Below are 12480 nucleotides of genomic sequence, written 5' to 3' on the forward strand. Positions count from 1 at the left end.
TTCTTTTATCAGGTCAGCTTACTTAGCGGGCCAGAATGGCAGGAAATAGATCAGGAAGCCCAGCACGCCCAGGATCATCACGAATGCATAGTGATATATGTAGCCGGTCTGCAGCACTCGCGCCAGCGAGGACAGCCAGGCGACGACCTTGGCGCTACCGTTGACCAGCAGGCCATCGATCAGCTTCTTGTCACCGAAGTTCCACAGGCCATTACCCAGCAAGCGGGCACCACCGGCGAACACGACTTCATTGAACTTGTCCAGGTAGTACTTGTTGTCCAGCAGGGTGTGGATCGCGTGGAACTTGGCAAAGAACCAGGCCGGCACGCGCGGGTTGACCATGTAGCAGTAGTAGGCTGCCACGACGCCGGACAATGCCAACCAGAACGGTGCCGTCGACAGGCCGTGGATCGCCATCGCCATTGCGCCGTGGAATTCATGCGACAACTCTTCCATTGCTGGATGGTTTTCGCCGACGAAGATCACGCCCTTGAAGAAATCGCCATGCAGCATCGGGCCGATGGTCAGGTAACCGATCAGCAGCGACGGGATCGCCAGCATCACCAGCGGGAACCACACGACGAATGGCGATTCATGCGGCTTCTGGCCAGGTTCCAGGCCGTGATGCGCGTGATCGTCTTCCTCTTCTTCATCATGCGCGTCCGAATCATGCTTGGCCGCTGCTGCGTGATGGTCGTCATGAGCGTGCGCATCATGCGCGTGACCTTGGCCGAAACGTTCCTTGCCGTGGAAGACGAGGAAATACATGCGGAACGAGTAGAAGGCGGTGACGAACACGCCAGCCAGCACGGCGAACTGGGCAAAGCCAGCGCCCCAGATGTGCGTCGCTTCGACGGCTTCGATGATGCTGTCTTTCGAGTAGAAACCGGAGAACAGCGGCGTGCCGATCAGGGCCAGCGAACCGACCAGCGACGTGATCCAGGTGATGGGCATGTACTTGCGCAGGCCACCCATGTTGCGGATATCCTGGTCATGGTGCATGCCGATGATGACGGAACCGGCGCCCAGGAACAGCAGTGCCTTGAAGAATGCGTGCGTCATCAAGTGGAACACGGCCACGGAGTAGGCGGACGAGCCCAGCGCAACCGTCATGTAGCCCAGCTGCGACAAGGTCGAGTAAGCGACGACGCGCTTGATATCGTTCTGGATGATGCCCAGGAAACCCATGAACAGCGCCGTGATGGAACCGATCACCAAGATGAAGGACAGTGCCGTGTCGGACAGTTCGAACAGCGGCGACATGCGCGAGACCATGAAGATACCGGCCGTCACCATCGTCGCGGCGTGAATCAGCGCCGAGATCGGGGTCGGACCTTCCATCGAGTCAGGCAGCCAGACGTGCAGCGGGAACTGCGCCGATTTGCCCATCGCGCCGATGAACAGGCAGATGCAGGCGACGGTCAGCAGGGCCCAGTCGGTGCCTGGCAGGCTCAACAGCGCCAGTTCGTCTTTCTTGGCAAACACTTCCTGGTAGTTCATGGTGCCGGCGTAAGCCAGCAGCAGGCCGATGCCCAGGATGAAGCCGAAGTCGCCCACGCGGTTGACGAGGAAAGCCTTCATGTTGGCCACGATGGCCGTCGGACGCTGGTACCAGAAACCGATCAGCAGGTAAGAGACCAGGCCCACGGCTTCCCAACCGAAGAACAGTTGCAGGAAGTTGTTGGCCATGACCAGCATCAGCATCGAGAACGTGAACAGCGAGATGTAGGCGAAGAAGCGGTTGTAGCCTTCGTCGTCCTTCATGTAGCCGATCGTGTAGATGTGCACCATCAGGGAGACGAAGGTGACCACGCACATCATCATCGCCGACAGCGAATCGATCTGGAAGCCCACTTCCATCTTCAGGGTGCCGATCGTCATCCAGTTATAGATCGTGCCATTGAATGTCGCGCCATCCATCACTGCCAGCAGTGTCTGCACGGACAGGATGAACGCAATCAGTACGCCCAGGATCGTCGCGGTATGCGACGTCTTGCGTCCGACCAAATTACCCAGGAACTGGGTGCCAAGCAAACCTGCAATCGCGGCACCGGCCAGCGGCGCCAGCGGTACGGCAAGAAGGAGGTTAGGGTTGAGGAGTTGCCCCGCCATGATGAACCTTAATCGTTATTATTCGAGAGATCGAGTCTGAAAAACATCAGCCTTTGAGGCTGTCCAGGTCTTCGACGTTGATGGTATCCAGATTACGGAACATCACCACCAGAATAGCCAGACCGATAGCCGACTCAGCGGCGGCAACCGTCAGGATGAAGAAAACGAAGATCTGACCGGCCGCGTCGCCCATGAAATGGGAGAACGCGATGAAATTCATATTCACCGCCAGCAGCATCAATTCGATTGCCATCAGCAATACGATGATGTTCTTGCGGTTCAGGAAAATACCGACGATCGAGATTGCGAACAGGATCGCGCCCAGGACCAAAAAATGTGTGAGCGATAATGTCATGGTGCCTCCTTAACTTCCGGCTCAGCCGCAGGACGCTCGACAACCGCGTCCATCTTGATGATCTTCAGGCGGTCGTTGCGCTTGACGCGTACCGCATCGCCTGGAGCAAAATGCTTGGTGTCCTTGCGTTTGCGCAGGGTCAGTGCAACCGCGGCAACGATGGCCACCAGCAGCACGACGGCAGCGATCTCGAAGGCGAACACATATTTCGTGTAGATCAGCAGGCCCAGTTCCTTGGTGCCGCCCAGGTTGACGTTCACCGGAGCGATGCTAGGCGCAAAGTTGCGGAAACCGTGCCACAGGACAGCGGCCATTTCCAGCACAATGATCACGCCCACCGTCACGGACAGCGGCAAATAGCCCCAGAAACCTTCGCGCATGCGGTCGATATTGATATCGAGCATCATGACCACGAAGAGGAACAGCACCATCACGGCGCCGACATACACCAAGACCAGCACGATGGCCAGGAATTCAGCTTGCAGCAGCATCCAGATGCCCGCTGCGGAAAAGAAGGACAGCACCAGGAACAGTACTGCGTGGACCGGATTACGGGCCGTGATGACGCGCGTCGCTGCCAGAATCAAGATCAGCGCGAAGGCGTAAAACAAAATTGTTTTAAAGTCCATAAAAAACCCAATAGACGTACAGATGAACGAGGGGCGCGCCGCAGCCATGGGCTACGGCGCATCCATCAGCGATAAGGTGCGTCGGCGGCGCGCGCAGCGGCGATGTCATTTTCATAACGATCACCTACGGCCAGCAACATCTCTTTCGTGTAATACAAATCCCCGCGTTTCTCGCCGTGGTATTCCAGGATTTGCGTCTCGACGATCGAATCGACCGGGCAAGACTCTTCGCAGAAACCGCAGAAGATGCACTTGGTCAAGTCGATATCGTAACGCGTGGTGCGGCGCGAGCCGTCGTCACGCTGTTCCGATTCGATCGTGATGGCCATCGCCGGGCAAACCGCTTCGCACAGTTTGCAGGCGATGCAACGTTCCTCGCCGTTCGGGTAGCGGCGCAGCGCGTGCAAGCCACGGAAACGCGGCGAGATCGGTGTCTTCTCTTCCGGGAATTGCACCGTGATCTTGCGCGAAAACATGTACTTGCCTGTCAACGCCATGCCCTTGATCAGCTCGCCTAACAAGAGGCTGCTGAAGAAATCTTTTACCTTATCCATTCGTATGCACTCTCTTACTTCCAAATATTCCAGGATGTCTGCATCCAGGCAGCGACGAAGACCAGGTAGACCAGCGTCAACGGGATAAACACTTTCCAGCCGAGGCGCATGATCTGGTCATAACGATAGCGTGGGAAAGTACCGCGCACCCAGATGAACACCGACACGATGAAGAAGGTTTTTGCAAACAGCCAGAAGAAGCCGCCGAAACCACCCCAGAACTCAAGGAAAGCAAACGGTGCGGACCAGCCACCGAGGAACATGATCGAAGCCAGGGCGGCGATCAGGATCATGTTGGCGTATTCGGCCAGCATGAACATGGCGTAGGCCATGCCCGAGTACTCGACCATGTGGCCGGCGACGATTTCCGACTCGCCTTCGACGACGTCGAACGGGTGACGGTTGGCTTCAGCCAAGCCCGACACCAGGTAGATGACGAACATCGGCAGCAGCGGCAGCCAGTTCCACGACAGGAAGTTCACGCCCTTGTCGGCGAAAAAGCCGATTTGCTGGCCGCTGACGATGTCGATGAAGTTCAGGCTGCCCGAGACCATCAGCACGATGACCATCACGAAGCCCATCGGGATTTCATACGAAATCATCTGCGCCGAAGCGCGCATGGCGCCCATGAACGAGTACTTCGAGTTCGAAGCCCAGCCGGCGATGATGATGCCGTAGACTTCCATCGAGGTAATCGCCAGCAGCATCAGCAAGCCCGCGTTGACGTTGGCCAGCACGGCTTGCGGACCGAACGGCACGACCGACCAGGCGGCCAGGGCCGGCATGATGGTCATGATCGGACCGATCACGAACAGGCCTTTGGCGGCTTTGGCCGGGATGATGATCTCTTTGAACAAGAGTTTCAGCGCATCGGCGATCGGTTGCAGCAAGCCCAGCGGACCTACGCGGTTCGGGCCGACGCGGATCTGGATCCAGCCGATCAGCTTGCGTTCCCACAAGGTCAGGTAGGCAACCAGGCCCATCAGCGGCAACAACACGCACAGGATCTTGATCAGGGTCCAGAAGAACGGCCACGAGCCGCCCAGCAAATCCTGGCCGCTGCTGTTGATGACGTTTACAAATTCAGGCAGAGCCATCAGATTTTCCCCTCTGCTGTTTCAACTGTGATATCACCGAACATGCCGCCAAGCTTTGCTGTCGAGGCATGCGCCGCCGACACTTTCACCACATTGGCTGGCAGGCCGGCATGGATTGCCGCCACCAGGATGGCGCTGCCGGAGCCTTGCGCCACTTTGACCTTGTCGCCCGCCTTGATGCCCAGCTTTTCAGCCAGCGCCAGGGACAGGTGCGCTTGCGGCGCGGCACCATCGACCGTGCGTTGCAAAGGTTCGGAGCGGCGTACCAGCGCGTCGGCGAAGTAAATCGGCACGTCGGCGATGCGTTGCAGCGCTGGCGAAGCCGGTGCGTACGATGCCGCTTCCGGTGCGTTCTTGGCGATGTTGTTCAGCTGTGCCGACAAATCGGTCACGCCAGCACCAAACGCTTCGTCGCGGATCGCTTCGGAGGTGTCGTAGTCGAAACCGGCCAGGCCCAGGATGTTGCCCAGGACGCGCAGCACTTTCCAGGCTGGACGGGTTTCCGCCAGCGGTTTGACGGTGCCGTTGAAGCTTTGCGCGCGGCCTTCGCAGTTGACGAAGGTGCCCGAGGTTTCAGCGAACGGAGCGATCGGCAGCAAAACATCGGCGTAGTCCATGCCGTGCTTGAAGGCGGACATGGCCACGACCATGTCGGCGCCATCCAGGGCGGCGCGGGCCGCTTGTGGATTGGCGGCATCGAGTTCCGGCTCGGCGTGCAGCAGCACGTAAGCTTTCTTCGGTGCGGCAAAGGCAGCTTGCACATTGGCGCGCGGCTTGGCGACCAGGTGCGCGCCAACCGTATTGGCCGCTTCCGTCAGGTAACCGAGCTTGGCGCCCGTCTGTTCGGCGATCCATTGCGCGGCAGCATGCAGTTGCGACGCTTGCGGGTGTTGCGTGGCCGCGTTACCCAGCAGCACGGCACCGTTGTCACCAGCCATCAGGCTGGCGGCGATGGCCACAGCCACGTCCGAAGCGGTCACCGCTTCAAAACCGTTTGGCGCGGCGATTTCTTTGGCTTTGGCAACCGCGACGACCACTTGCGACAAGGCCGCCAGCCAATCGCTTGGTGCGACGATCATCTTGTTGGCGATGGTGATCAATTGATCATCGTCGGAGGCGTGCAAGATCGACAGCTTGGCGCCGCCCTTGACGGACGCGCGCAAACGCGTGGCCAGCAATGGATGATCCTTGCGCAGGAACGAGCCGATGACGAAGGCACGCTTGATCTGGCCAAATTCGTTGATCGGCATGCCAAGCCATGGTTTCACACCTGCGTCCAGCGCGAAGTCGGTCTGGCGCAGGCGGAAGTTGACGTTCTCGGAACCGAGACCGTTGACGACTTTTTGCAGCAGTACCAGCTCTTCGACGGTCGAATGCGGCGTGGCCAGCGCGGCGATGGCGTCAGCGCCATGCTCGTGCTTGATATTTTTCAAACCGTGCGCCACGTATTCCAGCGCGGTCTGCCAATCGACTTCTTTCCACTCATTGCCTTGTTTCAGCATCGGGGAAGTCAGGCGTTCGGCACTGTCCAGCGCTTCGTACGAGAAACGGTCCTTGTCCGAGATCCAGCACTCGTTGACGGCTTCGTTTTCCAGCGGCAATACGCGCTTGACCTTGCCAGCTTTCACTTGCACGATCAGGTTCGCGCCCAGGCCATCATGCGGGCTGACCGATTTACGGCGCGACAGTTCCCACGTACGGGCGCTGTAGCGGAACGGCTTCGAGGTCAGTGCGCCGACCGGGCACAGGTCGATCATGTTGCCCGACAGTTCGGAGTCGACCGTCTGGCCCACAAACGACACGATTTCGGAGTGTTCGCCGCGGCCGATCATGCCCAGCTCCATCACGCCGGCCACTTCCTGGCCAAAGCGTACGCAGCGGGTGCACTGGATGCAGCGCGACATTTCCTGCATGGAGACCAGCGGACCGGCTTCCTTCGGCTGCACCACGCGCTTGTCTTCCTTGTAGCGCGATTCGCTCTTGCCGTAGCCCACTGCCAAGTCTTGCAACTGGCATTCGCCGCCCTGATCGCAGATAGGGCAATCGAGCGGGTGGTTAATCAGCAAGAATTCCATGACCGACTTTTGCGCCTGCACAGCTTTATCGCTGGCGGAGCGCACGATCATGCCGGCACTGACCGGGGTCGCACAAGCGGGCAAAGGCTTGGGCGCCTTTTCCACTTCGACCAGGCACATGCGGCAGTTCGCTGCGATCGACAATTTCTTGTGATAGCAGAAGTGCGGAATGTAGGTTCCCAATTTGTTGGCGGCGTCCATCACCATGCTACCAGCAGGGACTTCGACTTTTTTGCCGTCTATTTCGATTTCAACCATGGTGATCGTTACCTGACGCAGCTTAGATATATGCGGGCACTAAGCAATGCTTGTGCTCGATATGATATTCAAATTCTTCACGGAAATTCTTAATGAAGGCCCGTACCGGCATGGCAGCCGCATCGCCCAGCGCGCAAATGGTGCGGCCCTGGATGTTGTCGGCGATCGAGTTGAGCATGTCCAGGTCGTCTGGACGACCCTGCCCCTGCTCGATGCGGTGCACCATGCGGTACATCCAGCCTGTGCCTTCACGGCAAGGCGTACACTGGCCGCACGATTCTTCAAAGTAGAAGTAGGACAGGCGCTCCAGCGCCTTCACCATGCAGCGTGTTTCGTCCATCACGATGACGGCGCCCGAACCCAACATCGAACCGGCTTTCGCGATCGAGTCGTAGTCCAGGTCGGTCTGCATCATGATGTCGCCGCGGATCACCGGCGCGGACGAGCCGCCAGGGATCACGGCCTTGATCTTTTTGCCACCACGCATGCCGCCTGCCAGTTCCAGCAGTGTGGCAAACGGCGTGCCAAGCGGCACTTCGTAGTTGCCCGGCAATTCCACGTCGCCCGAGATCGAGAAGATCTTCGAACCACCATTGTTCGGCTTGCCCATCGCCAGGTATTTCTCTGGACCAATGTTCAGCACGAATGGCACGGCCGCGAAGGTTTCCGTGTTGTTGATCGTCGTCGGCTTGCCGTACAGGCCAAACGAGGCAGGGAAAGGCGGCTTGAAGCGCGGCTGGCCTTTCTTGCCTTCCAAGGACTCCAGCAGGGCCGTTTCTTCGCCGCAGATGTAGGCGCCATAACCATGGTGCGCATGCAACTGGAACGAGAACTCGCTGCCCATGATCTTGTCGCCCAGGAAACCGGCGGCGCGCGCCTCTTCCAGCGCTTCTTCGAAACGCAGGTATTCCTGGAAGATTTCACCGTGGATATAGTTATAGCCGACGGTGATGCCCATCGCATAAGCGCCAATGGCCATGCCTTCGATCAGCGCATGGGGATTGTAACGAATGATGTCGCGGTCCTTGAAAGTGCCCGGTTCGCCTTCATCTGTATTGCAGACGAGGTATTTTTGACCCGGGAACTGGCGCGGCATGAAGCTCCACTTCAAGCCGGTAGGGAAACCCGCGCCGCCACGGCCGCGCAAGGACGAAGCCTTGAGGTCGGCGATGATCTGTTCCGGCGTGATTTTCTCTTCCAGGATACGCCGCAGGGCGCTATAGCCGCCGCGGTTCACATAATCTTGCAAATGCCAGTTCTTGCCATCCAGATCCTTCAGGATCAATGGATCGATATGGCGGTTGTGGAGTGACGTCATTTCTTGAGTTCCTCCAGCATGGCGTCGATTTTCTCGTTCGACATCCAGCTGCACATGGTTTTATTACTGACCAGCAAGACAGGCGCATCGCCGCAAGCACCCATGCACTCGCCTTCAACCAGGGTGAACTGGCCATCGGCGGTGGTTTCGCGGAAATCGATACCCAGTTTCTGCTTCAGGTAGTCTGCAGCGCGCACGCCGCCCGACAGCGCGCATGGCAGGTTGGTGCACACGGTGATCTTGTGCTTGCCCACGGGTTTCACGTTGTACATATTGTAGAACGTGGCCACTTCCTGCACGGCAATCGCCGGCATGCCGATGTAATCGGCCAGTTCCTTCATGGTTTCCGGCGCCAGCCAGCCCAGTTCATCCTGGGCATGGGCCAGCGCGGCCATGACGGCCGACTGACGTTGGTCGGCCGGGTACTTGGCCAGCTCGCGGTCAATTTTCTTATAGCATTGCTCTGATAACAACATACTTTTTGCCTCTTAGCGGTCAATACTGCCGAACACGATATCTTGCGTCCCGATGATGGTCACGGCGTCGGCAAGCATGTGCCCACGCGCCATCTCATCGAGCGACTGCAAGTGAGCGTAGTCTGGCGCGCGCAGTTTCATGCGGTACGGTTTGTTGGCGCCATCGGACACCAGGTAGACGCCGAACTCGCCCTTCGGATGTTCCACGGCGCTGTAGGCCTCGCCTGGCGGCACGTGGAAACCTTCGGTAAACAGCTTGAAGTGGTGAATCAAGGACTCCATGTTGGTCTTCATGTCGACGCGGCCCGGAGGCGCCACCTTGCGGTTGCTGGTCATGACAGGACCTTCATTGTTGCGCAGCCACTCCACGCATTGCTTGATGATGCGGTTTGACTGGCGCAGCTCTTCCACGCGGACCAGGTAGCGGTCGTAGCAATCGCCGTTGGTGCCGATAGGAATATCGAAATCCATCAGGTCGTACACTTCGTACGGCTGCTTCTTGCGCAAGTCCCACTGCACGCCCGAGCCGCGCAGCATGGCGCCCGTAAAGCCCATGGCCAGCGCATCTTCCGGCGAGACCACGCCGATGCCGACGGTACGCTGTTTCCAGATTCGATTATCGGTCAGCAAGGTTTCGTACTCGTCCACCGAATTCGGGAAACGGCGCGCGAAGTCTTCGATAAAGTCCAGCAGCGAACCCTGGCGGTTTTCATTCAGCTTGCCGATGGCCTTGGCGTTGCGGATGATCGACGCCTTGTGCTGCGGCATCGCGTTCGGCAAGTCACGGTACACGCCGCCCGGACGGTAGTAAGCCGCGTGCATGCGCGCGCCCGAGACTGCCTCGTAGGCGTCGAACAAGTCTTCACGGTCGCGGAAGCAATACAGGAACGGGCCCATGGCGCCAACGTCCAGCGCGTGGGTACCGAGCCACATCAAGTGATTCAGGATGCGCGTCATCTCGTCGAACATGACGCGGATGTATTGCGCGCGCAGCGGCACTTCCAGGCCCAGCATCTTTTCGATGGCCATCACGTACGCATGTTCATTGCACATCATCGACACATAGTCGAGACGGTCCATGTACGGCACGGATTGCAGATAAGTCTTTTGCTCGGCCAGCTTCTCGGTAGCGCGGTGCAGCAGGCCGATATGCGGGTCGGCACGCTGGATGACTTCGCCGTCCATCTCCAGCACCAGGCGCAGCACACCGTGCGCGGCCGGATGCTGTGGCCCAAAGTTCAGGGTGTAGTTCTTAATCTCAGCCATTATTTCATCCCGTAATGTTCTTCGCGGATCACGCGCGGCACGTTTTCCCGCGGCTCGATCGTCACAGGCTGGTAAATCACGCGCTTTTGTTCCGGATCGTAACGCATCTCGACATAGCCGGAGACAGGGAAATCCTTGCGGAACGGATGGCCGATGAAACCGTAATCGGTCAGCAGGCGGCGCAAGTCGTTGTGGCCTTCGAAGAGAATGCCCAGCAAGTCGAACGCTTCGCGCTCGTACCAGTTGACGGCACGCCAGATGTTCACCACGGAGGGCAGCAGCGGCATGTCGTCGTCGGGTGCGAACACGCGCACGCGCACGCGCCAGTTGTGCTTGACCGACAGCAAGTGCGAGACGGCCGCGAAACGCAGGCCATCCCAGCTACCGTCGCCATAGGTCGAGTAGTCGACGCCGCACAGGTCGAGCATTTGCTCGAAATGCAGGGTCGGATCGTCGCGCAAGGTCTGCATCACGGCCAGGTAGTCCTCGGCCTTGACGACCAGGGTAACTTCGCCCAGCGCAACCGTCGTGCTAACGCGATCGCCCAGGGCAGTGCCGAGGGCGTTTTGCAATACTTCTAAATGTGTTGTCATAATCTGAAGCGGCCCGGTTAGCGTGCGATCGTGCTGGTACGCTTGATCTTGTTCTGCAACTGCATGATGCCGTACAGCAAGGCTTCAGCGGTCGGAGGACAGCCAGGCACATACACGTCGACGGGCACGATGCGGTCGCAACCGCGCACCACGGAATAGGAGTAATGGTAGTACCCGCCGCCATTCGCGCAGGAACCCATCGAGATGACCCAGCGTGGCTCTGCCATCTGGTCGTAGACCTTGCGCAAGGCCGGCGCCATCTTGTTGCACAGGGTGCCGGCAACGATCATGACGTCGGACTGACGCGGCGACGGACGAAACACGACGCCGAAACGGTCCATATCGTAGCGGGCTGCGCCCACATGCATCATTTCGACCGCACAGCAGGCCAGACCGAACGTCATCGGGAACATAGACCCGGTGCGCGCCCAGTTGATCAGCTTGTCGGCCGAGGTGGTGATGAAACCTTCGCTTAATACGCCTTCAATAGCCATGGCTTATTCCCAGTCAAGGGCACCTTTCTTCCAAATGTACCAAAATCCGACCACGAATTCAGCGATGAACACCATCATCGTGACGAAACCGGCCCAGCCCAGGTCGCGCATTGCAACGCCCCATGGGAAAAAGAATGCCGTTTCCAGATCGAACAAAATAAACAGGATTGCGACCAGATAGTAGCGCACATCAAATTTCATGCGCGCGTCTTCGAATGCTTCAAAGCCACATTCGTACGGGGAGAGTTTTGCTGCATCAGGCTTGTGAGGGCCCAACAGGCGCCCCAGGAGCTGGGGAGCGATACCGACACCAAGGCCGATAATAATAAACAGCAGGACGGGGAAGTAATTTTCGAGGTTCACGATTGATAAGCTTATATTGAACGATCGGTTAAATGAGGACGCTGCGATCATTTGCAGCGTATCTAACGCACGACCCCAATCAAAGCTAAGACCAGGATCGAACGACACATCCTCGTAAAAAAAGCCAGCAACTTTGTACGAGCCATGGCTCGTGCGCCGTTGCTGGCTTCTGATTTCTGGTGCCGACGACGAGACTCGAACTCGTACAGCTTTCGCCACTACCCCCTCAAGATAGCGTGTCTACCAATTTCACCACGTCGGCGGTAAGGCCCGTATTCTACTCTGCTTTGCCGCTAAAGTTAATGCACAAATGCATCAAAACACAGATAAAAACGATAAATTTTTACATCTTCCAGCACGCCAGGATTTTTTCCTGCCGCACTGCTAAAACATTCAGCAATAATCTGCCCGTAATGAGAATTACTCTCGATGAGGTATCGCGCGAGCACTCAGTAACTGCTCAGTGACTAGACGATTACTTTGGAATCGCGCCTGCCGGGGTGCTGGCAACCGGTGCCGCCGCTGCTGGAGCGCTGGCCGCTGGTGCTGCAGGGGCTGCTGGCACCGTCGTCGGGATCGCGCCCGCGCCGGTGACTGGCACTGGCTTGACGACTTTATCCATCACGCCGCCGCCGACGATGGTGGCGCGCTGATTCGCCATCAGCGACAGGGCCAGAGTGGCGCCAAAAAAAATCGCGGCGGCAACGCCCGTCGATTTCGACATGAAGTTCGACGAACCCGTCGCACCAAACAGGCTGCCCGAGGCGCCCGAACCGAAGGCGGCACCCATGTCGGCGCCCTTGCCGTGTTGCAACAATACCAGCGCGATAATCGACAATGCCGAAATAACCTGTACTACCACTACCAGATTGAACATCATGTTCATTGCA

General features: G+C 58.3%; 13 protein-coding genes and 1 tRNA gene. All 14 read right to left on the bottom strand.

Annotation, left to right across the window (positions count from 1 at the left end):
• Positions 1 to 18: 18 nt before the first annotated feature.
• Positions 19 to 2112 carry an NADH-quinone oxidoreductase subunit L gene (gene nuoL / locus ACQ4W7_RS10170; RefSeq protein WP_436530201.1) on the bottom strand — a complete coding sequence of 698 codons (2094 nt, stop codon included), beginning with the start codon at positions 2110 to 2112 and terminating at the stop codon, positions 19 to 21.
• Between the two features lie 46 nt (positions 2113 to 2158).
• Positions 2159 to 2467: an NADH-quinone oxidoreductase subunit NuoK gene (gene nuoK / locus ACQ4W7_RS10175; protein ID WP_010399724.1), complete on the bottom strand. Its 309-nt coding sequence runs from the start codon at positions 2465 to 2467 to the stop codon at positions 2159 to 2161.
• Positions 2464 to 3096 carry an NADH-quinone oxidoreductase subunit J gene (locus ACQ4W7_RS10180; protein WP_034779507.1) on the bottom strand — a complete coding sequence of 211 codons (633 nt, stop codon included), beginning with the start codon at positions 3094 to 3096 and terminating at the stop codon, positions 2464 to 2466. The genes nuoK and ACQ4W7_RS10180 overlap by 4 nt, the downstream gene beginning before the upstream one ends.
• A 65-nt stretch (positions 3097 to 3161) precedes the next feature.
• On the bottom strand, positions 3162 to 3650 hold the full coding sequence (gene nuoI / locus ACQ4W7_RS10185) for an NADH-quinone oxidoreductase subunit NuoI (protein WP_010399726.1): 489 nt from the start codon (positions 3648 to 3650) through the stop codon (positions 3162 to 3164).
• A gap of 14 nt (positions 3651 to 3664) precedes the next feature.
• On the bottom strand, positions 3665 to 4747 hold the full coding sequence (gene nuoH / locus ACQ4W7_RS10190) for an NADH-quinone oxidoreductase subunit NuoH (RefSeq protein WP_426070606.1): 1083 nt from the start codon (positions 4745 to 4747) through the stop codon (positions 3665 to 3667).
• The gene (nuoG, locus tag ACQ4W7_RS10195) at positions 4747 to 7080 is read right to left on the bottom strand and encodes an NADH-quinone oxidoreductase subunit NuoG (protein WP_436530203.1); all 2334 of its coding nucleotides are present in this window, start codon (positions 7078 to 7080) and stop codon (positions 4747 to 4749) included. The genes nuoH and nuoG overlap by 1 nt, the downstream gene beginning before the upstream one ends.
• Positions 7081 to 7102: 22 nt before the next feature.
• Positions 7103 to 8398, bottom strand: coding sequence for an NADH-quinone oxidoreductase subunit NuoF (gene nuoF, locus ACQ4W7_RS10200; protein ID WP_426070608.1), 1296 nt, complete (start codon positions 8396 to 8398; stop codon positions 7103 to 7105).
• The gene (gene nuoE / locus ACQ4W7_RS10205; RefSeq protein ID WP_034749989.1) at positions 8395 to 8874 is read right to left on the bottom strand and encodes an NADH-quinone oxidoreductase subunit NuoE; all 480 of its coding nucleotides are present in this window, start codon (positions 8872 to 8874) and stop codon (positions 8395 to 8397) included. The genes nuoF and nuoE overlap by 4 nt, the downstream gene beginning before the upstream one ends.
• Positions 8875 to 8886: 12 nt before the next feature.
• The gene (locus ACQ4W7_RS10210; RefSeq protein ID WP_426070609.1) at positions 8887 to 10140 is read right to left on the bottom strand and encodes an NADH-quinone oxidoreductase subunit D; all 1254 of its coding nucleotides are present in this window, start codon (positions 10138 to 10140) and stop codon (positions 8887 to 8889) included.
• Positions 10140 to 10733: an NADH-quinone oxidoreductase subunit C gene (locus tag ACQ4W7_RS10215; protein ID WP_099763027.1), complete on the bottom strand. Its 594-nt coding sequence runs from the start codon at positions 10731 to 10733 to the stop codon at positions 10140 to 10142. The genes ACQ4W7_RS10210 and ACQ4W7_RS10215 overlap by 1 nt, the downstream gene beginning before the upstream one ends.
• A gap of 17 nt (positions 10734 to 10750) precedes the next feature.
• Entirely contained in the window at positions 10751 to 11227 is a 477-nt protein-coding gene (locus tag ACQ4W7_RS10220) for a NuoB/complex I 20 kDa subunit family protein (protein ID WP_010399733.1), read from the bottom strand.
• 3 nt (positions 11228 to 11230) lie between these two features.
• Positions 11231 to 11590 carry an NADH-quinone oxidoreductase subunit A gene (locus ACQ4W7_RS10225; protein WP_071076971.1) on the bottom strand — a complete coding sequence of 120 codons (360 nt, stop codon included), beginning with the start codon at positions 11588 to 11590 and terminating at the stop codon, positions 11231 to 11233.
• Positions 11591 to 11767: 177 nt separating this feature from the next.
• Positions 11768 to 11852 (bottom strand) — tRNA-Leu (locus ACQ4W7_RS10230).
• Between the two features lie 213 nt (positions 11853 to 12065).
• Positions 12066 to 12476 (bottom strand): preprotein translocase subunit SecG, encoded by a 411-nt coding sequence (gene secG, locus ACQ4W7_RS10235; RefSeq protein WP_436530206.1) that lies wholly within the window; start codon positions 12474 to 12476, stop codon positions 12066 to 12068.
• Between the last annotated feature and the right edge of the window lie 4 nt (positions 12477 to 12480).

It is taken from the genome of Janthinobacterium algoris, from assembly GCF_051380935.1.
In the GTDB taxonomy this organism is placed as follows: Bacteria; Pseudomonadota; Gammaproteobacteria; order Burkholderiales; family Burkholderiaceae_D; genus Janthinobacterium.

Bases quoted from the DNA above. Each gene is read 5' to 3' on its own strand.
- nuoL (WP_436530201.1), bottom strand. From the start codon at position 2,112: ATGGCGGGGCAACTCCTCAACCCTAACCTCCTTCTTGCCGTACCGCTG.
- nuoK (WP_010399724.1), bottom strand. From the start codon at position 2,467: ATGACATTATCGCTCACACATTTTTTGGTCCTGGGCGCGATCCTGTTC.
- ACQ4W7_RS10180 (WP_034779507.1), bottom strand. From the start codon at position 3,096: ATGGACTTTAAAACAATTTTGTTTTACGCCTTCGCGCTGATCTTGATT.
- nuoI (WP_010399726.1), bottom strand. From the start codon at position 3,650: ATGGATAAGGTAAAAGATTTCTTCAGCAGCCTCTTGTTAGGCGAGCTG.
- nuoH (WP_426070606.1), bottom strand. From the start codon at position 4,747: ATGGCTCTGCCTGAATTTGTAAACGTCATCAACAGCAGCGGCCAGGAT.
- nuoG (WP_436530203.1), bottom strand. From the start codon at position 7,080: ATGGTTGAAATCGAAATAGACGGCAAAAAAGTCGAAGTCCCTGCTGGT.
- nuoF (WP_426070608.1), bottom strand. From the start codon at position 8,398: ATGACGTCACTCCACAACCGCCATATCGATCCATTGATCCTGAAGGAT.
- nuoE (WP_034749989.1), bottom strand. From the start codon at position 8,874: ATGTTGTTATCAGAGCAATGCTATAAGAAAATTGACCGCGAGCTGGCC.
- ACQ4W7_RS10210 (WP_426070609.1), bottom strand. From the start codon at position 10,140: ATGGCTGAGATTAAGAACTACACCCTGAACTTTGGGCCACAGCATCCG.
- ACQ4W7_RS10215 (WP_099763027.1), bottom strand. From the start codon at position 10,733: ATGACAACACATTTAGAAGTATTGCAAAACGCCCTCGGCACTGCCCTG.
- ACQ4W7_RS10220 (WP_010399733.1), bottom strand. From the start codon at position 11,227: ATGGCTATTGAAGGCGTATTAAGCGAAGGTTTCATCACCACCTCGGCC.
- secG (WP_436530206.1), bottom strand. From the start codon at position 12,476: ATGAACATGATGTTCAATCTGGTAGTGGTAGTACAGGTTATTTCGGCA.